Genomic DNA, 22,326 nt, shown 5'->3' with positions numbered 1-22,326 from the left:
ACTTCTGGTCACTTCTTTACACGAACAGTCTTTGTGGACCGCGTCTCGAGAGTCATCTCGTCCGCTTCCGCGACCTTCGCCTTCAACCGCACAGTACCTGTCGCGGCATCGACCACGTCCACCACCTTCGCAAGCAGTTTCGCAGTATCGGCGTTCCCGGAGGCACTCGCGAGCTGAACGGCCCGGCCCAGTTTGGCCGTTGCTCCATCCATATCGCCCGCTTTGCGAAGATCGAGGCCTTGTTGGATGACTTGTGCCAGTTCGGCCTGCCCGGTGTAGTGGGCGACCTGAGGGTTGATCGACGTCGAGGCGACCATGTCGTCGGTCCACACGGCCCGTACGAGACCCTGCGCGCCCAAGTTCTGCGCGCTGCCGTCGGGTTGGGGGACGACCAGGGAGACCCGGGCGGCCAGCATCTCCTGGCCGAGGTCGGCGGCCGGGACCTCCACGCACAGGTGGTAGTCACGGGACTCGTCTCCCCAGGAACCGGTGGGGTAGTCCCCGGCGCGCGGGCCGGCCTCGGTGCGGCGGTCGGTCAGCTCCTCGACCGTGGGCGCGACCTGCTTGACGAACTTGATGGTGGTGCCGACCGGTGTCCACACCCGCAGGGAGACGTCCGCGACCTCCTTGCCCATGGCCGTCTCCATCATCTGTGTGAAGTCGGCGGCCAGAGCGGCCGGGTCGGCAACGATGTCCGCGGTGCCGAGCAGGGCCGAGGCGATCCCTGTGACTTCACTCACTTCCCAGTCGGTGCCCACACCCCGGGCGTCACAGGTGAAGCGTCCGGCGCAGGCGTCCAGGGAGGCCTTGAGGTCCTCGGGCGACTCGTGTTCGTTGCGGCCGTCGGTGAGCAGGATGCCGTGCCGGATGGCGACGTCCGCCGAGGACAGCAGCCGGTCGGCGAGCCGCAGCCAGGTGCCGATGGCGGTGCCGCCGCCCGCGCTGAGCTTGCGCAGGGCCTGCTTGGCCTGGTCACGGGTGGTGGCGTCGGCGACCGCGAGCCGGCCCCCGCCCGGATACACCTCCTTGGCCACGTGCGTCCCGCCGATCACCGCGAAGTGCACCCCGTCACGCAGCGTGTCGATGGCGGCCGCGGTGGCGTCCCGGGCGTTGCGCATCTTGGTCGGCGGATAGTCCATCGACCCCGAACAGTCGACCATGATCGCCACGGCCGCGTCCGGCCCCTGTCCCGCGGTGTACAGGTGCGGTGCCGCGACGGCGCTCCCGACCGTGCCGCCGCCGGTCGCGGTCACCGTGACGATGCCGTTGACCTCGCGGCCGCCTTCCGGCAGGTACTCGTTCTGGTACACGTCCATCGAGAACTGCGGCACGTTCGACTTCGAGAAATTGGCCATGCCTGCTGAATCCCCCTCGCAGACCCCACGGTTGTCGTGAGGTGATGACTGTGTGCGGACCGGTCCCCTCCGGTCCGCTGAGACGTCCCCGTAATCGGCCTCAGGCCGATCCTGCCCCCTGCGACGGGGCGGGGAACGGCACGACGGCCACTGTTACGTTGTCGTGGCCCCCGCCGTCCAGAGCGTGACCGACGAGCACCTGTGCGCTGTGCAGGGGACGCACCGCCGCGTCGAGCGGCACGGCCTCGGCCATCTCCTGCGCCGCCTCGGCGTAGTTCCACAGTCCGTCGCTGCACACCACCACTACACCCGCACGGTCCGGCTTGAAGGAAGCGGTGTGCGGCTCCAGTTCGTACGCGTCCGCGCCGAGCCAGCCGGTGATCGCGTGGGCGCGCTCGTCGGCGTAGGCCTCCGCCTCGTTCATCAGACCCGCGGCGACCATCTGCGCGGCCCACGAGTCGTCCTCGGTGAGCCGGGCCGGCAGCGCGCTGCGGTCGATCGGCACCCAGTAGGCGCGGCTGTCGCCGACCCAGCCGACGACCAGCAGCCCGGACGTCACGATCGCGCCGACGATCGTGCAGGCCGGGGCGTTCTGGTGCGGGGCGTGCTCACGGGCCGTGGCCGGTTCGGCGGCCAGTGAGTTGACCGCGCGCGAGGCGGCGACGATCGCGTCGTGCATGGCCTGCTGCGGGTGGGTGCCGCGCGGCAGGGCGGCGAGCAGCGCCTCGCTCGCCGCGCGGGACGCGGCCAGGGAGGCGTCGTCGGGGCGGGTCGCCGAGGAGACACCGTCGCAGACGATCGCCACGGCGGCGGGCCGGCCGTCGGGCAGGGTGGTGTTGCCGATGGCGAACGCGTCCTCGTTGCGGTGGTGGCGCAGGCCCCGGTCGCTGACGGCGGCGATCGGGCCGGACTCCTGCTCCATGTGGTCGCGTTCGCGCGGCTGCGCGTGGCCGCAGTTCTCGCAGTAGCCGTCGTGGTCGACCCGACCCGCACGGCAGGCGACACACACCTTCACGCCCTCCGGCGGGGTCGGCGTCTCCTGGGCGACGCGCGGGTCGGGCGCCTGGAGCGGGTACTCGTCGGGCTCCGGCGGGCGGTCGAAGCGCACGCCGGTGACGGGGGAGACCGGGGAGCCGGTGGGCGGGAGCTCATGGGCAGCCGGCGCGGGCGCGGCCACCGGCAGCTCACGGCCGCCGGAGTCGGTGCCCGCCAGGTCCGTCGGCAGATGGGTGGCCGGCGGGGTGTCGGAGCCGGCCGGCTCGGAGGCCACCGGCCAGGCGGCCCCCTCGGCCGGACCCGAGCCGTTGACGACGAGCGTCGGATCGTCGCCGGGCGGGGCGGGCACGGCGGACAGGTCGTATCCGCACGCACCACAGAAACGGTCACCCGACTCGAGGGGTTCCTCGCACATCGGGCACCTCGACAGGGCGATCGGCTGGGGCATCTGCGACATCAACTACACCCACGTCCGGGGGCGGTAACGATTGGCACGTTCCACCAGGTCGATCCTCTCCTCGCCGCCTCGGGCCAGCCGGGCCAGCGTGCGGTACGAACGCTCCAGGCCGAAGCGGAGTCCTCGCTCCTCCAGTTCGCTGCCGAGCAGGACCCGGCGAGCGGCGGGTGCGGCGCCCTGGCCACCGGAGAGTATCCAGTCGAGCGCGGAGCCGAGGACTTCCGCGGACAACTGCTCCCGGCGCGCCGGATCCAGTCCGTACGCGTCCAGCGCCTCGACCTGTCCCGCGGCCGCGGTCAGGTCGTCCAGGAACGGTACGTCACCGGCGGCCGCCGTGCGTTGCCGCAGTCGCGCCCGTACGGCGGCCATGCGGGCGGCCGTGTAGTGGATGGACGACTCCGGCACCGACTCCAGGGTCCGTACGGCGCTGGGCCGGTCCCCGCTGGCGAGCTGGACGCGGGCCAGACCGAAGGCGGCGCTGACATAGCTGGGGTCGGTCGACCACACGAGACGGTAGTACTCGGCCGCGTTGTCGAGCTGTCCCAGCACCTCCGCGCACAGGCCGAGCGCCAGCTTCGGCGCGGGCTCGCCCGGGAAGGCGTCGTAGATCGCGTCGAAGGCGAGCGCGGCGGCCTCGTGATCACCGGTGACCAGCGAGGCGACCCCGCGGTACCAGACCACCCGCCAGTCGTCGGGCCGCTCCTCCTCCAGCCGCCGCAGGGCCTCCAGCGCGGTGTGGGAGTCCCCGTTCTCCAGCCACGCCCGGATCTGCCGCAGCCGTGTCTCGATGGAGGGCGCGGGCGCGGCGGCGAGCGCGCCGAGCAGCTCGGCGGCCGCGGTGGCCATGAGTCCGGCGAGGAACCCGGCGTTGGGATCGGCGGGGTCGACCCGGGGCACGGGCAGGGCCAGCGCCGCGGCCGGTGTCCCCACCGTCTTGACGAGGGACTCGGTGCTGCCGAGCGTCGGGACGACCGCGCCGCCGGCCGAGAGCTGCGGAAGGGGGGAAGGGGAAGAGAAAGGGGAACGGCGGCGGGAGACGACCCTCCGGGCCCCCAACCGGGACACCTCACCGTCCAGCTTCGGGAACAACTCCGTGTCCGTCACCCGCAGTTCGGGGCCGAACAGGGTCGACAGCGAGGGCCGGGCACGGCCCGTCTGGAGGGACACGACCTCCCGCAGCACCCCCGTCAGCTGCTCGGCCATCTCCTGCGCGGAGGCGAACCGGCGGGCCGGGTCCGGGTCGGTCGCGCGGACCAGCAGCCGGTAGAACGACTCGTACTGGCGGAAGACCTCGATGTTGTCGGGGTCCGGCAGCGAGTCCACGAAGACGTTCGTGTAGCCCTGGAAGTCGAAGGTCAGGACCGCGAGGGTCCGCGCCACTGTGTACAGGTCGGAGGCCACCGACGGGCCGACCTCCGCCACCTCCGGCGCCTGGTAGCCCACCGTGCCGTAGATGGCCGACTCGTCGTCGTCCATCCTGCGTACCGCGCCCATGTCGATGAGCTTGAGCTGGTCCTCGGTCTGGATGGCGTTGTCGACCTTGAAGTCGCAGTACAGCAGGTTGCGGCTGTGCAGATGGCCGAGGGCCTCCAGGGCCTCGATGCCGTACGCGCAGGCCTGCTCCACCGGCAGCGGGTCGCGCTTTCCGGCGGGGGTGCGGCGGTCGTTGGCGATCTCCTTGAGCGACTTGCCGCCGACGTACTCCATGACGATGTAGCCGTCGAGCGAGCCGGTGCGCTGGTCGAGGTGCTCCACGAAGTTGTAGATCCGCACGATGTTGGCGTGCTCGATCTCCGCGAGGAAGCGCCGCTCGGAGATCGCGGCGGCCATCGCGTCCTGGTCGCCGGTGTCCAGCAGGCCCTTCAGCACCACCCAGCGGTCGGAGACCGCGCGGTCCACCGCGAGATAGACCCAGCCCAGACCGCCGTGCGCGAGACAGCCCACGACCTCGTACTGGCCGTGCACGATGTCACCCGAGTTGAGCTTCGGGATGAAGGAGTACGGGTTCCCGCACTTCGTGCAGAAGCCCTCGGTGCGGCCCGGACGGTCACCTCGCGAACGGCCCACCTGTGCCCCGCAGTCCGAGCGGGAGCAGAACCGCTTGCGCTCGGGGACCTCCGGGTTCTCCAGGACCATCGCGCGCGGGTCGGGCCGCGGCACGCCCGGGACCTGGACCAGGCCCACGCCGAGCCGGCCGCGGGCGCTGGTGTTGGTGCTGGAACCGGAGCTGCGCACCGACACCGAGCGGCCCGTCGTACGGCCCGACAGGGAGCGTGAGAGGCGGCCCGACACCGAGCGCCGGGACTTCGACGACTGTGACGACGTACGGGAACTGGCGCGGCCGCTGGAGCGTGAACTGCTGCTGCCCGAACCACGGGAGCCCTTGCCGCCGCCGGTGACGCCGGTCGGCGGCGAACCCACCATGCCCTTCGACGACACCACCGGTGCGAGACCGCAGGTGTCGCAGTACAGCTCGCCGCCGCCCACGTCCTCGTACGACCCGCCGCAGCCGGGCCGCTGACAGGTCCGCTGTGCCTCACTCATGACTGGGCCTCCCCCCTACGGTCCTCGGGCCCGCTCTGCTCCGGCACCCGCGGGGTGCGGAACAGCTCGGCGGCCGCCTGCTGGTAGCGCAGGACGGCCTGTTCGGCGACGCGTAGATCGCAGGGCGCGCTCCACAGCATGCGGCGCGCCGCGTCGTACCGCTCGATGAGGAACGGATCCTCGGCGAGGCCGTGCCGGGCGACCTTCGCCTTGTACGCGTCGAGGCGGCCGCGCAGCTCCGCGCGGACCGCCAGGGGCTGGGTGACCGCGGTCAACGACTCGCGGGCACGCAGCAGTTCGTCCTCCGCCTTCTGCTCCAGGGACTCCAGGAGCGGTGAGAGGCGGTGCCACTGGGCCTGTCTGCGGTACTCGGCGGCCAGCGCCAGCTGCTCCTGGAGCACGGTCGGCGGTCCGCTGACGACCGGCACCTCCGTGGCGGCGATCTTCGCGAGCACCTCGCCGCGCGCGGTCCGGGCCTCGGCGAGCGTACGGTCCGCGCGGGACAGCACGTCCCGCAGTCTCACCAGACGCTGCTCGGCGTCCTGACGGACCGTCAGCACCGCGTCGATCTCCCGGCGTACGTCCTCCAGGGCGCGTGCCTCACGGTCGTACACCGTGGTGTCGGGCCGGCCGCCGCCCGGTGCCGAACTGCCCTGCGCCGGGATCCAGTACGCCAGCGGGTCCGAGACCACCTCCTCGCGCAGCCGCGTCAGCGTGCGCGTGATGCGCTCCAGGTCGTCGCCGGCCGGGTGCTCGCCCGGGCGGACGCCGACGGAGTGCGCGAGCTTGCGGGTGCGCTGGAGCTCCGCGGCCAGTAAATCTATGCGCGCGGGCAGCGCCGACCACACCGCGTCGGCGGTGACGACCATGTCGAGGCTAGTCGCGTACAGCTCGTTCATCCGGTCGACGAGGGTGACCAGGCTGAACTGCTCGCTCAGCTTCCCCGAATTGCCGTGCAGGGTCGGCGCGTTGGCCGTCGCCGTGGTGCTGCCGGCCACCGTGACCGACTCGCCGCGCAGCAGCTCCGTCAGCTCCGCCAGATCGCCCTGGCTGGACCAGCGGCGCCGGGACCTGATCTCCCGGGCGCTGCGCAACGCGTCCGTGTACGCGTCGAAGTACGCCCACAGCAGCGTGATCGACGCCTCCGCGGACGTCCAGCGCTCCTTGGTGACACCCGTGAGCGCGGCGCCCTCGAGCAGTCTGCGGCCCGAGTGGTCCTGCAAGGCGAGGAGTGAGGTCTCGATCGCCTCGTACTCCGCGCCGAGCCGCGCCAGCGCACGGTCCACCTCGTCCCGGTCCATCACCGGCCCGGGGGGTCCCGTGACGCCCATCGATCACCTCTCGCTGCTGGGTTGTCGGGGTTGGGGGTTCGTGTCGTGGGTGGTGTGCTCCACGTCAGCTCTTGCGCAAGTACTCCGGAGCGGGCGGCTCGGACTTCGCCGAGTCCGTTCCCAGTGTCGCCGAGAGCCATTTGTCGTACGAGGCCTGCCAGCCGTTCGCGGTGTCCTTGCGGTAGTCCACCAGGATCTGGTTGACCCGGCGTACCAGATCGTCGGCGTCGAGCTTCATCGCCACGCCGTAGTACTCGGTGGTGAAGGGGGCGTCGCCCTTGAGTTCGACCGTCGGGTCCTGTGCGGCCTGGCTCGCGGCGAGGGCGCCGTCGGTGACCACGGCGTCGACCTCGCCGAGCTGGAGCCGTACCAGGCAGTCGAGTTGGTTGGGGACGACGGTGGAGGTGATGTCGGTGGTCCCGGGGAGCTTTCCGCCCTCCTGGCGCGTGGTGAGCTCGGAGTTGGCCGTCGAACCCGCCGCCGTGCAGACCTTCTTGCCGGCGAGGGTGTCGTCGGGGCCGGTGATCGGCGAGGACTTGGGGGCGAGGACCTGCTGGCCCGTCTTGAAGTACGGGGCGGAGAACGCCACGTCGGCCAGGCGGGTGCAGTTGATGGTCATCGTGCGGACCACCATGTCGACCCGGCCCGCCTGGATCGCCGGGATGCGCTGGTTGGTGGGGATCGCCTTGAACTGCACGGCGTTCGGGTCCCCGAGGATCTCCTCGGCGATCCGGTGCACCAGGTCGATGTCGAAGCCCTCCAGGGTGTTGCCGCCCTCGTCGTTGTTGGGGTCGCGGTAGCCCCAGCGGTAGCTGTTCTGGTCGACGCCGACGATCAGCTTGCGCTTCTCGCCCTCGCGGGCCTTGATCTTCTTGATGGTGTCGCCGTCCGCGCCCGACGGGGACAGCGTCTGCTTCTCCGGGGCCTTCTTGATCTGCGGGTCGTCGCAGGGTTCGGCCTCGGCCTTCGCCTGGACGCCATGGGCCACGCCCGGGCCGCCGGTGGCGGTGTCGGCGCCGGAGGGCTGGGTCAGCGGCAGCAGCAGGGCGAAGGCGGCCGCGAGGGCACAGACGACCGCCATCGCGGCGACCCCGCCCCAGCCCTTCAGGCCGGACCGCAGTGCTCGTACTCGTCGTGTGCGTCGAGCATTCATCGTCATGCCCCCTCTCACCGGTACTCCGACAGCCTGCGGCCGATGCCGAGGACCGCGCCGGCCGCGCCCAGGACGGCGAGCACGGCGGCACCCACCGGGAGCCCGGTCATCGCGCCCTTGCCGTCGCCGGCCGCCTGCTCGAACTCGGCCTCCTCGTGCGCGAGCGCCTTGGCGAGGTTGTCGTCGACGCTGTCGAAGCACTCGCCCGTCGCGCCCTTGGGGCCGATGACCCGCTTCAGGGCCTCTTCGTAGTTGCCGAACTCGTCCTGCTCACGGGCCGCGGCGTGCCGTTCCTTCCACACCGCCATGTTGCCCTCGGCGGCCGTGACCGGCTGCTTGCCGGAGCCGTCGTCGGCGAGCTTCGCCGCCTGAGCCAGGCCCTTGCCGAGGTTCTTCATGTCGGTGTCGAAGTCGTAGTCGTAGGAGTCCACGGTCACTTCTTCGCCCTTGGCGTCCTTGACCGTCTTCGTCTCGGCGCCGCGGGCCACCAGGGTCAGGTTCTCGTTGCCGCGCGCCTTGAGGGAGGCGATGCGGGCGTCGTGCAGCACGTTGAGCGAGCGGACGCCGTGGTCGTAGGAGTCGTTCAGGCCCGCGCGCGCGACGCTGTGGCCCACGACGAGCCACAGCAGGACGACCGTCGCGGTGGCCGTGGCGGCCACCAGGCCGTGGTTCATGAGGCGGTTGGTGCGCTGGTAGTTGCGGTGCTGGGCCCAGGCGAGCGCGGCCAGCGCGAGGACGCCGAGGCCTATCGCGGCCCACGGGTAGGGCGTCGCGTCGGCGTAGTCGGCGCGCAGCCGCTGGTTCTCCTTCTTGTACAGGTCCTCGGCCGCCGGGAGCATGTCGTTCTGCATGGTCTCGTTGGCGAAGCGCAGCCAGGCGCCGCCGACGGGGAAGCCCTGGCGGTTGTTGGTCCGCGCGCGCTCCACGTAGCCCTTGTACTGCGGCAGCAGACGGTTGAGCTCGGCGACGGTCGCGGCGGCGGCGGAACCGGGGTCGGAGTTCGCGGCGGCCTTCACGAGGCCGGCCGCGGCCCGGTCGATGTCCTTCTCGTAGCGGTCGCGGGACTCGGCCGTCTCCTGACCGCCCGCCAGGAAGTTGCTGGAGGCGGTGGTGTTGGCGTCGGCGAGGCTGCGGTAGATGTCGGCGGCGGCGCTGCTGAGCGGCTGGCTCTTGTTCAGGACGTCGTCGGCGGCCGCCGCGCGGTCCGTCATCTGCCAGGCGGTGACCGCGCCGAAGGCCACCACGAGGGCGGCGAGGAAGGCGCCGATGATGCGCAGCCGGCCCGGTTCGGTGGTGGCCGCCGCGCGCAGCCGGTCGACGCCCTCGGCGAACGCGGTACGACGGGGCTCCGGCGGTGGGGCGGGCGTGGGGGCGCCGCCCGGTGAGCCGTTGGAATGCGTCTGTTGCGGTGGTACCGCCGGCATGGTGGGCATGCCGGGTACCGGTGGTGCCGCGCTGCTTTTCGGCGGGTGTGTCACTTTTGACCTCCCCCATGGTCATCCGTCGCCGCAAGTATCGCTGCCGGGACCGACATCCGCACCGGCCTTCACTGGATCTTGATCGGATTGCAGCGCGGTACGCGGGTCTCCGGCATGACTCGGCGCCCCGCACCACCCCCTGCCCATTCACACGCGGGGGGAATCTGTTCGGTTCCAGGTTCGGGTCGCGGGGGCCGCGTCAGGCGTCGTAGTACCTCCGTACCCGGGTCTGTGCCGCGGCGCTCGCCCCGAGGCGGTCCAGGCCCAGCAGGGCCGCCCCGAGCACCGGGCGCGCCGTCACGACCTGCGGTACGGCCTTGGGGGCGCGGTCGGTGAGCAGGTCCCGTATGCCGTCGTTCAGTTGGGGGTGGTTCGCGGCCAGGATGCCGCCGCCGAGCAGGACCGGGGTCTCCTCCTCCAGCAGGTCGAGGCGGGTCAGGGCCACCGTGGCCATGGTGGCGACCTCCTCCGCCAGCCGGTCCACGAGCGAGCGGGCCACCGGGTCGCCGTCGGCCGCCGTGGCGAAGAGGACCGGGGTCAGTTCATGGCGGCGGGTCGGTTCGATGTGTTCGAGGTGGAGGGCCTCTATGAGGGCGAGCATGCTGTCGTGCCCGAAGTGCGACGGCAGCGTGCGGGAGAGGGCCGTCGGCTCTCCTCGGCCGTCCTCCGCCCGCGCCGCGTGCCACAGGGCCTCCTCGGCCAGACCCCAGCCGCCGCCCCAGTCGCCGGAGATACGGCCCAGCGCCGGGAAGCGGGCGGTGCGGCCGTCGGGGCGCATGCCCACGCAGTTGATGCCGGCGCCGCAGACCACCGCCACCCCGCGGGGCTCGGTGATGCCCGCCCGCAGGATGGCGAAGGTGTCGTTGCGGACCTCCACCGTCGCCCCCCACGCGCGCGCGTGCAGGGCCGCGGCCAACTGCTCCTCCTCGACCGGGAAGTCGGCGTTCGCCAGACAGGCCGAGACATGGTCCACCGAGGCGATCCCGGCCGCCGCGAAGGCCTCGGCCACCGGTTCGGCGAGCGCGTCCACCGCGGCCCGCACCCCCACCGCCGGTGGCCGGAAGCCCCCGCCGCGCGCGGTGGCCAGGACGGTCCCGTCGGCCGCCACGACCGCCACGTCGGTCTTGCTGTTGCCCGCGTCTACGGCGAGGACACGTGCGGTCATGCCCACGCGAGATGCTCCCGGTTGTGTGCGATCAGTCGGTCGGTGAGTTCTTCCGCGTACGCGTACTGTCCGATCAGGGGGTGCGAGAGCAGGGCGCGGAAGACACGGTCGCGGCCGCCCTTCAGGGCCGCCTCCAGAGCCAGGTCCTCGTAGGCCGTCACCGCCGCGGTCAGGCCCGCGAAGAGGGGGTCCACGGCCGGTACCGGCAGTGGGGTCGCGCCGGTCCGGGCCACCGCCGCCTGCACCTCGATCACCGCGTCGTCGGGGAGGAAGGGCAGGGTGCCGCGGTTGTACGTGTTCACCACCTGGTACGGGCTTCCGGTGCCGGTGAGCAGGCCTGCCGCCAGGTCCACCGCCGCCTCCGAGTAGAAGGCGCCGCCCCGCCGGGACAGCAGCTCCGGCTTCTCGTCCAGCGCCGGGTCGGCGTACAGGCGGAGCAACTCCTGCTCCATCGCGGCCACTTCGGCCGCCCGGGAGGGCTTGGTCCGCAGTTCTCGTACGACCTCGTCGTGGGCGTAGAAGTAGCGCAGGTAGTACGACGGGACCACGCCCAGCCGGTCCAGGAGGGCGCGGGGCAGATGCAGATCGGCCGCGATGGCCTCGCCGTGCGCGGCCAGCAGGTCGGGCAGGACGTCCTTGCCCTCGGGGCCGCCCAGGCGGACGCCGGTCTCCCAGGTGAGGTGGTTGAGGCCCACGTGGTTCAGGAAGACCTCCGGCGGGGCCACGTCGAGCAGGGCCGCGAACTTCCGCTGGAAGCCGATCGCCACGTTGCACAGGCCCACCGCCTTGTGGCCGGCCTGGAGCAGGGCCCGGGTGACGATGCCCACCGGGTTGGTGAAGTCGATGATCCAGGCGTCCGGGTTGGTCCGGCGGACCCGTTCCGCGATGTCCAGGACCACCGGGACCGTGCGCAGCGCCTTGGCGAGGCCGCCGGCGCCGGTGGTCTCCTGGCCCACGCAGCCGCACTCCAGCGGCCATGTCTCGTCCTGCTGCCGGGCCGCCTGGCCGCCGACGCGGAGCTGGAGGAGCACCGCGTCGGCGCCGTCCACGCCCGCGTCGAGGTCGGACGTCGTCACGATCCGGCCCGCGTGGCCCTGGCGCGCGAAGATACGGCGGGCCAGGGCGCCCACCAGCTCCAGCCGGTCCGTCGACGGGTCGACCAGGACCAGCTCCTCGATGGGGAGGGTGTCCCGCAACCGGGCGAAGCCGTCGATGAGTTCGGGGGTGTAGGTCGAGCCTCCGCCGACCACGGTGAGTTTCATTTCAGCCCTTTACTCCGGTGAGGGTGACACCCTCCACGAACGCCTTCTGCGCGAAGAAGAACACGAGGATCACGGGGGCCATGACCAGTACGGTCGCGGCCATGGTCAGGTTCCAGTCGGTGTGGTGGGCGCCCTTGAAGGACTCCAGGCCGTAACTGAGCGTCCAGGCGCCCGGGTTCTCCGAGGCGTAGATCTGGGGACCGAAGTAGTCGTTCCAGGCGTTGAAGAACTGGAAGAGGGCCACCGCCGCGATACCCGGCTTCGCCATCGGGAGGACGACCTTGAGCAGGGTGCGCAGCTCGCCGCAGCCGTCCACCTTCGCCGCGTCCAGGTACTCGTTGGGGATCGTCATCAGGAACTGGCGCAGCAGGAAGATCGAGAAGGCGTCCCCGAAGGCCAGCGGGATGATCATCGGCCACAGGGTGCCGGAGAGGTCCAACTGCTTGGCCCAGAACAGGTACATCGGGATGACGACCACCTGAGGCGGCAGCATCATCATCGAGATCACCAGCATCAGGGACAGACTGCGGCCCCGGAAGCGGAACTTGGCCAGCGCGTACGCCACCGGGATCGACGACACGACCACGAGGACGGTGCCGAGCCCGGCGTAGATCAGCGTGTTCTTCCACCAGGTCAGAAAGCCCGGGGTGTCGAAGACCTTCTGGTAGTTGCCCCACTCCCAGGTGTGCGGGATCAGGTCCCGGCTCAGGGCCTGGTCGTCGCTCATCAGCGAGGTCAGGAAGACGAACACGAAGGGGAGCGTGAAGAACAGGGCCGCGGCGATGCCGAGGGAGTGGATCGCTATCCATTCCAGGAGGGCCTTGCGACGGGCGGTGCGTTCGGCCGGCGAGGTGGGGGTCTTCAACTCCACCGGCCGGTCCAGTACTTGGGTCATCCGTCAGTCACCTGCCTGGATCAGTCCGCCTCGGCGCCGCATCAGGAGCGCGGTGAAGGCCATGGAGAGGGCGAAGAGGACCAGGGCGACCACGCAGGCCGAGCCGTAGTCGAAGCGCTGGAAGCCCAGGTTGTAGACGAGTTGGGGGAGGGTCAGCGTGGACTTGTCCGGGTAGCCGGGCTCGAACATGGTGCCCGCGCCCTGGATCACGCCCGAGGCGACCTTTCCGGCGACCAGCGGCTGGGTGTAGCACTGCATCGCCGCGATCACCCCGGTGACCACCGCGAACATGATGATCGGCGAGATGTTGGGGATCGTGACGAACCGGAAGCGCTGCCAGGCCGAGGCCCCGTCCAGCTCCGACGCCTCGTACTGCTCCTTCGGTACGTCGAGCAGCGCGGCCATGAAGATGACCATCAGGTCGCCCACGCCCCAGAGGAACAGGAGGGTGAGGGCCGGCTTGGACCAGCTCGGGTCGTTGAACCAGCCCGGGGCCGGGATGCCGATCTTCTCGAGGATCGAGTTGACCGGGCCCGTACCGGGGTTGAGGAGGAAGGCGAAGGCCATCGTCGCCGCGACCGGCGGGGCCAGGTAGGGCAGATAGAAGAGGGTGCGGAAGACACCCGTGCCGGTCTTGATCTTCGTGATGAGGAGACCGATGCCGAGTCCGAAGAGGACCCGCAGGGTCACCGTGATCACCACCAGCCAAAGGGTGTTGCGCAGGGCGGGCCAGAAGTAGGGGTAGCTCTCGAAGACATAGGTCCAGTTCTTCGTTCCGCTCCACGTCGGCGGCTTGAAACCGTCGTAGTGCATGAACGAGAAGTAGACCGTCGAGATCATCGGGTACGCGAAGAAGACCGCGAAGCCGATCAGCCAGGGCGACATGAAGGCGGCGGTGCGAAGCGCCGAACGGCGGCGCTTCGCCCTCAACGTGTTGCTGCTCATCGCTACTTCGCCTGCGCGATGTCCGTGTCGATCTGCTTGGCCGTGGCGGCCAGACCGGACTTGAGGTCCTTGGCCTTGCCGCTCTCGTACTCGTAGCCGAAGTTCTGGATCGTGGTGAGGTAGACGCCGCCGTTGATCGAGGCGGGGCTCGTCGTGGAGTTCGGGTTCGCCGCGATCTCCAGGAACGTCTTGAAGCGCGGGTCGTACTTCAGCTTCGGGGACTTCAGGGCGGCCAGCGTGGAGGGCACGTTGTGGATGGCGTTGGAGAAGTCCACCACCGCGTCCGTGTCCGTGGTGATGTACTTGACCAGCTCCCAGGCCGCGTTCTGCTTCTTGCTGGTGGCGGCGATGCCGGTGATCGTGCCGGTGATGTAGCCCTTGCCGTACTGGTCGGCCTGGTCGTCGGGGACCGGCAGCGGGGCGACGCCGATCTCGAAGTCGGGCTTGGCGTCCAGGGCCATGCCGAGGCGCCATTCGCCGTCGAGCTGCATGGCCACCTGGCCGGTGTGGAAGGGGTGCTTGGGGCCCCACTCGTCACCGAGCTTGGAGCGGTACTTCTCCAGCTTCTGGTAGCCGCCGAGCTCGTCGACCAGCTTCTTCTGGAGGGTGAAGGCCGACGACACCGCCGGGTCCGTCGCGACCGTCGACTTGCCGCTCTTGTCGAAGTACGTCGGGGAGAACTGGCCCATGTAGTGCTCGGTCGTGGTCTCCCAGCCGTGGTAGTTCGGCATGAAGCCGAGCTGCTTGTAGCTGTCGCCCTGAGTGATCGTCAGCTTCTTGGCGTCGGCCTCGAACTCGGACCAGGTCTTCGGCGGGCTCGTGATGCCCGCCTTCTCGAACGCCGTCTTGTTGTAGTAGAGGCCGTACGCGTCACCGAGCAGGGGCGCCGTGCAGCGGTCGCCCTCGAACTGGGTGTACTCGTTCATCGCCGTCGGGAACGTCTTGGCCGGGTCGATGCCGGACTTCTCGAAGAAGGGGTTGAGGTCGACCAGGGCGCCGGAGGAGCAGAACTTGCCGACGGCGTTGGTGGTGAAGGACGAGATCACGTCGGGCGCCTTGGAACCGCCCGCGCGCAGCGCCTGGTTGATCTTGTCGTCCGTCATGTTGCCGACGACGTTGACGTGGATGTTGGGGTGCGCCTTCTCGAAGCCGGCGATCAGGGACTTGACCGCCTTCACCTCGGCGGGCGCGCTCCAGGCGTGCCAGAAGTTGAGGGTGGTCTCGGCGGATGCGTCGTCGTCGGAGCCGGTGCTCGACTGGCCGGTACAGGCGGAGGTGGTGAGGAGGGCCGCGGAGGCGATCAGGGCAAAAGCCGTGATTCGGGCGCGCTTGGGCATGGCGAGGTCTCCCTGGGGCGGGGAATGGGTGAAAGGGGGCTTACCGGGGGGGTGGGGCTCAGCGCGAGGTGTCGAAGACCTCGTCGCGGGTGGCCGCCAGCGCGCTCTCCAGCGCGCCGCGCAGCACGGGGTGTTCGGGTACGTCGCCGAGGACGAGCTTGGGCCTGGCCGCGGCCAGTTCCTCCAGCTCGGACTGGACGAGGGAGCGCAGCACTTCGCCGCCGGAGGCGAGCGAGGCGCCGCTCAGGACCACGAGTTCGGGGTCGAGGACGGAGACGAGCGAGGCGAGACCGGTGGCGAGCCGGGTCGCGTAGGTCTCCAGCAGACGCTGGTGGAGGGGGTCCTCGGACTCCGCGGCCCGCTGTACGAGGGCGGCGGCGGCCTCGGTGTAGGGGCCGGCGGGGATGTCGTCGATGCCGAGTTCGCGGGCGAGCTTCGGGATGGCCTGCGAGCCGGCGAGTTCCTGGTAGCCGCCGCTGTTGGCCTTGGTGACCTGCCGGACCAGGGGGGTGCCGGGCACGGGCAGGAAACCGACCTCGCCGGCGCCGCCGGTCCAGCCGCGGTGCAGCCGGCCGCCGAGGACGAGGGCCGCGCCGAGACCGCCCTCGTTCCACAGCAGCACGAAGTCCTCGTGACCGCGGGCCGCGCCGAGCCGTTGTTCGGCCACGGCGACGAGGTTGACGTCGTTCTCGTACTCCACCGGCATCGGCAGCGCGGCGGCGAGTTCGTCGAGCAGGGTCGGGGTGTGCCAGCCCGGGAGGTGGGAGGCGTAGCGCAGCCGGCCGGTGTTGGGGTCGAAGGCGCCGGGGGTGCCGATGACCAGGCGGTGGACGTCGGCGCGGGCCAGCCCGGCCGCCTTCGCGGCGCCGTCGAGGGCGTCGGTGACCTGCTGGACGACGGGCTGCGCGGGGCGTCTGCCGGGGGTGGGCAGTTCGTACGACCCCACCGTGCGGCCGGTGATGTCGGCGACGGCGGCGAGGACGCGTTCGGGGGTGACGTCGAGCCCGGCGGCGTGTCCGGCGGCCGGATTGACCTCGTACAGCTGGGCGTTGGGGCCCGGGCGGCCTTCGGTGGTGCCGCCGGCGAGCACGAGTCCCGCCGCTTCGAGACGGGCCAGGAGCTGGGACGCGGTCGGCTTGGAGAGGCCGGTGAGCTTGCCGATCCGCGTGCGGGACAGCGGGCCGTGCGCCAGGAGGAGGTCCAGTGCGGCGCGGTCGTTCATGGCGCGCAGCGTGCTCGGGGTGCCGGCCATGTGTACCCCTCTCCCGGGACTGTTCCGCAGCAGACTTTACGGAAGGTGACTGTTAGGAAGGTTTCCTATCGGATGCAGGGAACATAGATCTGGGCCGTGGGGGAGTCAAGGGGGGTCGAACAAACCGCCCCCGCAGGAAACGGAGTCGTTACCTGCGGGGGCGGTCAGGGGTGGTGCGGGGTGACTACTGGACGTCGATGTAGTCGCCGGTGGCCTTCGCGGCGGCGGTCGTGGTGGTGCCCGCGAAGACGTAGCGGTAGTAGCCGTCCTTGGACGCCGTCACGGTCGACTTGAGGGAGCCGCCGGTCGAGGAGGTCGCCGTCTTGACGGTGCTGTAGGTGTCCGAGCCCTTGGCGCGGAACTGGAGGGTGGCCTTCTGGGAGACGTAGCCGCTGTAGCCGCCGGTCTCCCAGTCGGCGCGGGTCAGCTTGCCGGTGACCGTGATGGTCTTCCCCTTCTTCACCGGCTCCGGGGAGGCATTGGCGGTGAGCTTGGCGGCGCGCTGGATCTTGGCGGTGCCCTTGTTGCCCCAGGCCGCGAAGCCGTACTCGAAGCTGACCTTGTCGTCCGAGTCGTCCAGGTCGGAGGCGGTCTGGCCGTAGAAGCCGCCGACCTTCCAGGTGGTGGCGTCCGCGGCCTCGAAGAGGTCGTACGACGGGTCGACGGTGAGCGTGTCGGAGCAGGACTCCGTCACCGTGGTGTCCGTCGTCGCCGTGGTGGTGCAGGTCGGCGAGGCGTCGCTCTCGATCTCGTTCTCGAAGGTCGCGAGCGAGCCGCGGTAGAGGAGGACGCCCGCCGCGTTGTTCTTGTAGTCGATCGTCAGGTCGGCGGGACGGGTCAGGGTGTACGTCACCGGGACCGTCACCGCCTTGGTGGTGCCCACGACGATCGCCTTGCCGTTGTTCACGGTGACGTCCGCGAAGACGAGGTCCGGCGTGGCGGCCTGGGCGGCGGGCACGGCCAGCGCGGACAGAGCCAGGGCACCGGAGACGACGGTGCCTATGGCGAGCTTTCTCATGTGTTTCCCCACATTCGACGCGGGCCCCTGGGCGTTGCGCTCCAGAACAAGGGCCCGCTGACGGCCTGAACCTACGCGGCCCAGGGTGGTGTCGGGAATGCGGAGAGGGTGTGAACAAGATTAATTCCGGAGGCGTCACACCTTCATCACGATCCGGCTTTCCGCAGGTGAACGGGCACCCCCTGCACAGCGTCCGGTACTTTCATCCGCCTGCGAACGGAAAGTGGAGGGGGCGCGGTGTGAAGACCTCGGCGGTCTTGTTGTGCGCGGCCGTGTTCCTCGTGGCCGGGTGCCGGGTGGGTGGGAACGACTCGGCGGCGGTCACGCGTACGGCGGCCGGTCCCGGGTGTGCGGACGGGGAGATCCGGTGGGCCGGGGTGAGCGAGGAGCGCAGGCTCGTCGCGGTGTCCCGGCCGGTCGAGGCCGGGGAGAAGGACGGGAAGGTCCGGTTCTCTCCCGTTCGGGTGCGGGAGTTGGAGCCGAAGGTGGAGATGAGCGGCGAAGGTCCTTCGGCGGGGCGACTGTTCGCCTCGCTCGGCAAGCGCCTGGGGTGGGAGGCGGACACTCTGGCCAGGCCGGGCAGGTCGTCCGCCGCCGTGGAACGCGACGATGTCGCCGACTACGACGGCGCGGGCACGTTCGTCTCCGCGTGGGCGGTCCGGGCGGTCGACGCGAGCTTCGTCGCGGACTGCTCCGGGAAGCCGGTCCTCGGCAGCGTCTCGTCGTGGCACGGCGGCATGGGAGCCTCGCTGCGGTGCGGCGTGGATCCGGCCGGGGAGGGCGGCAAGGTGCCGTGGATCGCGGAGGCCTACGAGTTGGGGTGCGGCTCATGAGTCCGGCGCTGGCGTGCTGGCGGGCCAGTGCGACCTTCTTCAGCCCGCTGATGGTCCTCCCGGTGCTCATGTCCCTCTGGAACGACCATTCCTCCTGGTCCGCCGCCGGGGAGGGCGTGCTGGCCTCGCTCGCGGCCTGGGGCGCCGTCAGCCTCGGCTGGGCGGCGGTGGCCTGGCTGCTGCTGAAGCGGCGGGCGTGGGCGGCGGGCGTCCGGCTCGACTCGGGGGCGTTCCAGGAGCGGCAGACACATCTGCTGTGGGTGGACGAGGGCCGGCAGAACCAGGTCCGTGAGCGACTGGCGGCCTGCGAGCGGGCGTTCCTGATCCTCGAACCGGCCGCGGACGAGATCACCTTCCGCTGGCGCCCGGGTCGTCGCCCGGATCACTCCGTGCGGGCCTCGCTGACCTTCGACGCGGTCGCCGGGACGGTCCTGGTCGACGTGCGGGGCGGCGACGGGCACCCCGGAGTGGCGGGGCTGCGCAAGGGCACGGCCTTCCTCACGGTGTGCCAGATCGCACGGGCCCTGGGGCTGGTCGGGGCGAAGCCGCGCCGGGATCGGCTGGTATGACCGCGCCGCGGTGCCGTCTGCCGCCGACGGCGGTGGTGACGGGGCGGATCGGTCGGAGGTGTGCCGCGGGCTGAGGGGGCTCGGTCATCTGCCGCGGGTCGACGCGGGCGGTACGGCGAACCTCGTACTGCTCGGCCTGAGTGCTCTGGCGACCCGGCTCGGCTGGTGGGCCCCGCGGCCCAAGGGCTTGCCGGGCCGCGGGCTCTGAGCGCTCCGCGGGAAGACGCGCCGGTCGATTTCAGCAGGCCTGCCCGGCCCTACGCGAGGGAGGCGGCGCCCGGAACCCCTGGGCGCCGCCTCCCTCGTACGGAAATGTCTTACTTCGTCACACTTGGGGGCGTTATCGGCGTGGCCGCCTGGGCCTGCGGCGACGACGTGTTCGCGTAGGCCGACGGGGCCGCCATGCCCGCTGTCGGGTCGGCGGCCGGGGTGGGGTCGGGGAGGACGACCGGGCCGCCCACGATGGGGATCTGGGCCTCGTCGAAGGCTCGCTTGATGCGCCAGCGGAGTTCGCGTTCCACCGTGAGGGCCTTGCCCGGCATGGTCTTCGCCGAGACGCGGACCACCATCGAGTCCAGCAGGACGGAGTCGAGGCCGAGGACCTCGATCGGGCCCCAGAGGAGCTCGTTCCAGGGCTCGTCCTTGCTCATCCGCTCGGCGACGTCGTCGATGGTCGCCCTCACCTTGTCCAGGTCCTCCTCCGCGCGGACCGTGACGTCGACGCCGGCCGTCGCCCAGCCCTGGGAGAGGTTGCCGATGCGCTTGACCTCGCCGTTGCGGACGTACCAGATCTCGCCGTTGTCCCCGCGGAGCTTCGTCACCCGCAGGCCGACCTCGATGACCTCGCCGGAGGCCACCCCCGCGTCGACGGTGTCGCCGACGCCGTACTGGTCCTCCAGGATCATGAAGACACCGGAGAGGAAGTCGGTGACCAGATTGCGGGCACCGAAGCCGATCGCCACGCCCGCCACACCCGCGGAGGCCAGGAGCGGGGCCAGGTTGATCTCGAAGGTGCCGAGGATCATCAGGGCCGCGGTGCCCATGATGATGAAGCTCGCCACCGAGCGCAGCACCGAGCCGATCGCCTGGGAGCGCTGCCGGCGGCGCTCGACGTTGACCAGCAGACCGCCGAGCGCGGTGCCGTCGACCGCCTGGACCGTGCGGTTCATGCGATCTATGAGCTTGGTGATCGCCCGCCGTACCGCCACTCTCAGCACCGCCGCGATCACCAGGATCAGCAGCACGCGCAGACCGATCGCCAGCCAGGTCGACCAGTTCTGCTCGACCCAGCTGGCGGCGTTCGTCGCGCTCTCCTGGGCGTCCTGGAGCGAGGGGACGGCGGGCGTCGACGAGTCCGAGGGAGACGGGGACGGCGACGCCGAGGCGGCCAGTAGGACGGCGGACAACGACACGGCAGGTACCTCCAGGTGCAGCCTCTGCCCCCCGGTACGGCGGTCGAAGATCGTGAAGGTCACGGAAAGGTCACCGGGCGGCAGACCCACCACACTAACGGTGCATCGTGTGTGGATCGTTGCAATGTTCGGGGGAGAGACCGTCCTCACCTGGGGATGAAGAAAGGTGTGGTCGAAAACACTCTCAGCCCGTTACCGGGAGATGGTGGCGTTTCCACCAGGCATGAGGGGAGACTGACTACAGATCGTCCCGGCGCGAGCCACGCGCCGCCGACGCCCAAGGAGGCATCCGTGCCGCATGTCCTGGTCCTCAACGCGTCGTACGAGCCACTGGGCGTCGTACCGCTCCGCCGCGCGCTCGTCCTCGTTCTGGAGAACAAAGCCGTCTCTCTCGAGGAATCCGGCGCCTTCATGCACAGCGCAACCGTCACAGTCCCCGCACCAAGCGTGGTCCGGCTCAAGCGATTCGTCCGGGTTCCCTATCGGGGGCCCGTTCCTCTTACCCGGCGCGCGCTCTTCGCCCGTGACGGGGGCCGGTGCATGTACTGCGGTGGCGTCGCAACCAGCGTCGACCACGTCATCCCGCGCAGCCGCGGGGGCAAGCACGTCTGGGACAACGTGGTGGCGTCGTGCCGCCGCTGCAACCACGTGAAGGCCGACCGACACCTGTTCGAAATCGGATGGCGGCTGCGCCACAAACCCGCCCCGCCCACCGGTCTGGCCTGGCGCATCATCGGGACCGGACACAGGGACCCGCGCTGGTTGCCGTACTTGCAGCCGTACGGCGCGGAGGACGCGATGGCCCGGATCGACGGCATTTCTGCCTGACGACGATCCGGGCCTTTGTGCAGCCTCCGACGGTTGCGCACCGGCCCCGGGGGTCCCCCGTGCCCCCGGGGCCGGTCGTGTGTGCGCTCACGCGTAGCGCAGCTCCGCCGGGTTCAGGGAGCGGCGCAGCAGCGGGAGCGAGGTGGCGGCGGCGAGCAGACAGCAGGCGTACACCGCGAAGGGGACCAGGAGCGCGGCGTACGGCGTGACGGTCGGGCCCTCCTGGGGGGCGACCCCGGAGTACCAGACGCCGATCGCCATGCCTCCGGCGCCGCCCAGCAGCAGGGCGGGCGCGAGCGGCAACGCGGTCTCCAGGAGCAGCGCCCGGCCGAGCACTGTCCGCGGCACCCCGGCGGCGGTCTGCGCGGCCAGGCCCCGGCGGCGGGTGGCCAGTGACTCGGCGGTGCCCACGGCCAGGCCGGAGAGGGTGATCACGAAAGTGGCGGCGATCGCGGCGGCGACCAGGTTCACGCCCGTGGTGTAGTACGACATGCTCGCGGCGAGCTCGTCGGGCTTGCGGGAGTTCAGCTCGGTGAGCAGCACCTGGCGGACGCCCACGAAGCCCGTCCCGACGACCGTCACCAGCAGGACCGCCGCGTGGGTGCGGGCCGCGGCCCAGGGGTCGTCCCGCAGCCGTTCCGCCGCGATCAGCGTCGCCGCGGTCCGGGCCCGGCGGGCCAGCCATCGGCCCGTCAGCGTGGCCACCGCTCCGGAGATCCCCACCGCGGCCACGCCCACCAGGAGCAGCAGCCCGGCCATCATCAGCGGCCCGTTCGCGTACCTCAGGCCGCCGTCCGGCATGTTGGAGGAGGTGCTGGACACGGCGGCCAGCGCCACCGCCGCCACGACCAGCACCCCGCCGGCGAACAGTGCCCAGAAACCGCGCCCCGACCCCGTCCGCACCCGGCGGACCCAGCCGAGCGGCGAGGCCACCACCCTGCGCAGCGCCAGCGCGCCCGCGGCCGCGCCGAGTGCCGGCACACCGAGCCCGACCAGCGCGATCCCGGTCCAGGCGAGCCAGGTCGGGTGCTGCCACTGGCCCAGCAGGACCACGACCGAGGCGACCGTGGCGAGCAGCGAGCCGAGCAGACAGGCCAGCCCCGTCTCCAGCGCCGCGATCCGCCGCACCTGCCCGGCCGAGGCCCCCGCCAGCCGCAGCCCGGCCAGCCGCCGGTCGCGGTGCACGGCCCCGATCCGGGCGCACTGCCCGAGGAAGCCGAGGACGGGGACCAGCAGGAGCAGCAGCACGACGATGACACCGGAGCGGGTACCGGGGTCGTCGAGCAGGCCCGCACCCACGGACACGCGGTACCGGCCCTGGAGCGCGCCGAGACTCACCGCGGCCAGCCCGAACCCGCTCGCGAGCGCGGCGCCCACGGCGGTGAGCCCGACCCGCCACCACTCCCGCCGGTCGGAACCGCGGGTGAGGAGCCAGGCCAGACGGAGGTCGGAGCGCAGGGAGCCCTTGCCGACGCGCCCCGGGCCGGTCAGCGGGG

At 71.1% G+C, this 22,326-nt stretch carries 19 protein-coding genes; 4 read left to right on the top strand and 15 right to left on the bottom strand.

Annotation, left to right across the window (positions count from 1 at the left end):
* Positions 1-8 precede the first annotated feature (8 nt).
* From ACFY0U_RS03395 to ACFY0U_RS03335, 13 genes are all read right to left on the bottom strand, one after another.
* Positions 9-1,355 carry a VWA domain-containing protein gene (locus tag ACFY0U_RS03395; RefSeq protein ID WP_388629450.1) on the bottom strand — a complete coding sequence of 449 codons (1,347 nt, stop codon included), beginning with the start codon at positions 1,353-1,355 and terminating at the stop codon, positions 9-11.
* Positions 1,356-1,455: 100 nt separating this feature from the next.
* A complete protein-coding gene (locus ACFY0U_RS03390; RefSeq protein ID WP_388629447.1) occupies positions 1,456-2,811 on the bottom strand; it encodes a PP2C family serine/threonine-protein phosphatase in 1,356 nt (451 codons plus the stop codon).
* Positions 2,812-5,352, bottom strand: a complete 2,541-nt coding sequence (locus ACFY0U_RS03385; protein ID WP_388629444.1) for a tetratricopeptide repeat protein — start codon at positions 5,350-5,352, stop codon at positions 2,812-2,814. It abuts the gene before it with no gap.
* Positions 5,349-6,683 carry a hypothetical protein gene (locus tag ACFY0U_RS03380; protein ID WP_388629441.1) on the bottom strand — a complete coding sequence of 445 codons (1,335 nt, stop codon included), beginning with the start codon at positions 6,681-6,683 and terminating at the stop codon, positions 5,349-5,351. Before ACFY0U_RS03380 ends, ACFY0U_RS03385 begins: the two co-directional genes overlap by 4 nt.
* A gap of 64 nt (positions 6,684-6,747) precedes the next feature.
* Positions 6,748-7,842: a glutamate ABC transporter substrate-binding protein gene (locus ACFY0U_RS03375; protein ID WP_388629438.1), complete on the bottom strand. Its 1,095-nt coding sequence runs from the start codon at positions 7,840-7,842 to the stop codon at positions 6,748-6,750.
* An 8-nt stretch (positions 7,843-7,850) separates the two neighbouring features.
* Positions 7,851-9,260, bottom strand: a complete 1,410-nt coding sequence (locus ACFY0U_RS03370) for a hypothetical protein (RefSeq protein WP_388630435.1) — start codon at positions 9,258-9,260, stop codon at positions 7,851-7,853.
* A gap of 253 nt (positions 9,261-9,513) precedes the next feature.
* Positions 9,514-10,485, bottom strand: a complete 972-nt coding sequence (locus ACFY0U_RS03365; protein WP_388629435.1) for an N-acetylglucosamine kinase — start codon at positions 10,483-10,485, stop codon at positions 9,514-9,516.
* The gene (locus tag ACFY0U_RS03360; RefSeq protein WP_388629430.1) at positions 10,476-11,741 is read right to left on the bottom strand and encodes a 6-phospho-beta-glucosidase; all 1,266 of its coding nucleotides are present in this window, start codon (positions 11,739-11,741) and stop codon (positions 10,476-10,478) included. The genes ACFY0U_RS03365 and ACFY0U_RS03360 overlap by 10 nt, the downstream gene beginning before the upstream one ends.
* 1 nt (position 11,742) lies before the next feature.
* The gene (locus ACFY0U_RS03355) at positions 11,743-12,636 is read right to left on the bottom strand and encodes a carbohydrate ABC transporter permease (RefSeq protein ID WP_388629427.1); all 894 of its coding nucleotides are present in this window, start codon (positions 12,634-12,636) and stop codon (positions 11,743-11,745) included.
* A 3-nt stretch (positions 12,637-12,639) separates the two neighbouring features.
* Positions 12,640-13,581 carry a carbohydrate ABC transporter permease gene (locus ACFY0U_RS03350; protein ID WP_388629425.1) on the bottom strand — a complete coding sequence of 314 codons (942 nt, stop codon included), beginning with the start codon at positions 13,579-13,581 and terminating at the stop codon, positions 12,640-12,642.
* Between the two features lie 2 nt (positions 13,582-13,583).
* Entirely contained in the window at positions 13,584-14,918 is a 1,335-nt protein-coding gene (locus ACFY0U_RS03345) for an ABC transporter substrate-binding protein (RefSeq protein ID WP_388629423.1), read from the bottom strand.
* Between the two features lie 58 nt (positions 14,919-14,976).
* On the bottom strand, positions 14,977-16,170 hold the full coding sequence (locus ACFY0U_RS03340; protein ID WP_388629420.1) for an ROK family transcriptional regulator: 1,194 nt from the start codon (positions 16,168-16,170) through the stop codon (positions 14,977-14,979).
* Positions 16,171-16,354: 184 nt separating this feature from the next.
* Complete coding sequence (locus ACFY0U_RS03335; RefSeq protein WP_388629417.1) at positions 16,355-17,188, bottom strand: hypothetical protein; 834 nt, start codon at positions 17,186-17,188, stop codon at positions 16,355-16,357.
* A 239-nt stretch (positions 17,189-17,427) separates the two neighbouring features.
* On the opposite strand from ACFY0U_RS03335, the gene ACFY0U_RS03330 reads away from it, so the two are divergent.
* From ACFY0U_RS03330 to ACFY0U_RS03320, 3 genes are read left to right on the top strand one after another with little or no spacing between them, the layout of a single operon-like run.
* Positions 17,428-18,021, top strand: coding sequence for a hypothetical protein (locus tag ACFY0U_RS03330; RefSeq protein WP_388629414.1), 594 nt, complete (start codon positions 17,428-17,430; stop codon positions 18,019-18,021).
* Positions 18,018-18,590, top strand: a complete 573-nt coding sequence (locus ACFY0U_RS03325) for a hypothetical protein (protein WP_388629411.1) — start codon at positions 18,018-18,020, stop codon at positions 18,588-18,590. The genes ACFY0U_RS03330 and ACFY0U_RS03325 overlap by 4 nt, the downstream gene beginning before the upstream one ends.
* Before the next feature lie 10 nt (positions 18,591-18,600).
* Positions 18,601-18,798, top strand: a complete 198-nt coding sequence (locus ACFY0U_RS03320; RefSeq protein ID WP_388629408.1) for a hypothetical protein — start codon at positions 18,601-18,603, stop codon at positions 18,796-18,798.
* A gap of 109 nt (positions 18,799-18,907) precedes the next feature.
* Here the strand turns inward: ACFY0U_RS03320 and ACFY0U_RS03315 are convergent, their stop codons facing one another.
* Positions 18,908-20,002, bottom strand: a complete 1,095-nt coding sequence (locus tag ACFY0U_RS03315) for a mechanosensitive ion channel family protein (RefSeq protein WP_388630433.1) — start codon at positions 20,000-20,002, stop codon at positions 18,908-18,910.
* Between the two features lie 291 nt (positions 20,003-20,293).
* On the opposite strand from ACFY0U_RS03315, the gene ACFY0U_RS03310 reads away from it, so the two are divergent.
* Entirely contained in the window at positions 20,294-20,830 is a 537-nt protein-coding gene (locus ACFY0U_RS03310) for an HNH endonuclease (protein WP_020116449.1), read from the top strand.
* An 87-nt stretch (positions 20,831-20,917) separates the two neighbouring features.
* On the opposite strand, the gene ACFY0U_RS03305 is transcribed toward ACFY0U_RS03310, so the two are convergent.
* Positions 20,918-22,288: an ABC transporter permease gene (locus ACFY0U_RS03305; protein ID WP_388630430.1), complete on the bottom strand. Its 1,371-nt coding sequence runs from the start codon at positions 22,286-22,288 to the stop codon at positions 20,918-20,920.
* Positions 22,289-22,326: the final 38 nt, after the last annotated feature.

Source organism: Streptomyces sp. NPDC001536 (genome assembly GCF_042894505.1).
Taxonomy (GTDB): Bacteria; Actinomycetota; Actinomycetes; order Streptomycetales; family Streptomycetaceae; genus Streptomyces.
The sequence above is the reverse complement of the archived record's forward strand: the minus strand, read 5'-3'. Positions and strand labels throughout refer to the sequence as shown.

Excerpts from the sequence above, each read along its gene's own strand:
- ACFY0U_RS03375 (WP_388629438.1), bottom strand. The coding sequence starts at position 7,842 with ATGACGATGAATGCTCGACGCACACGACGAGTACGAGCACTGCGGTCC.
- ACFY0U_RS03380 (WP_388629441.1), bottom strand. The coding sequence starts at position 6,683 with ATGGGCGTCACGGGACCCCCCGGGCCGGTGATGGACCGGGACGAGGTG.
- ACFY0U_RS03385 (WP_388629444.1), bottom strand. The coding sequence starts at position 5,352 with ATGAGTGAGGCACAGCGGACCTGTCAGCGGCCCGGCTGCGGCGGGTCG.
- ACFY0U_RS03340 (WP_388629420.1), bottom strand. The coding sequence starts at position 16,170 with ATGGCCGGCACCCCGAGCACGCTGCGCGCCATGAACGACCGCGCCGCA.
- ACFY0U_RS03325 (WP_388629411.1), top strand. The coding sequence starts at position 18,018 with ATGAGTCCGGCGCTGGCGTGCTGGCGGGCCAGTGCGACCTTCTTCAGC.
- ACFY0U_RS03360 (WP_388629430.1), bottom strand. The coding sequence starts at position 11,741 with ATGAAACTCACCGTGGTCGGCGGAGGCTCGACCTACACCCCCGAACTC.
- ACFY0U_RS03370 (WP_388630435.1), bottom strand. The coding sequence starts at position 9,260 with ATGCCGGCGGTACCACCGCAACAGACGCATTCCAACGGCTCACCGGGC.
- ACFY0U_RS03395 (WP_388629450.1), bottom strand. The coding sequence starts at position 1,355 with ATGGCCAATTTCTCGAAGTCGAACGTGCCGCAGTTCTCGATGGACGTG.
- ACFY0U_RS03345 (WP_388629423.1), bottom strand. The coding sequence starts at position 14,918 with ATGCCCAAGCGCGCCCGAATCACGGCTTTTGCCCTGATCGCCTCCGCG.
- ACFY0U_RS03335 (WP_388629417.1), bottom strand. The coding sequence starts at position 17,188 with ATGAGAAAGCTCGCCATAGGCACCGTCGTCTCCGGTGCCCTGGCTCTG.
- ACFY0U_RS03350 (WP_388629425.1), bottom strand. The coding sequence starts at position 13,581 with ATGAGCAGCAACACGTTGAGGGCGAAGCGCCGCCGTTCGGCGCTTCGC.
- ACFY0U_RS03355 (WP_388629427.1), bottom strand. The coding sequence starts at position 12,636 with ATGACCCAAGTACTGGACCGGCCGGTGGAGTTGAAGACCCCCACCTCG.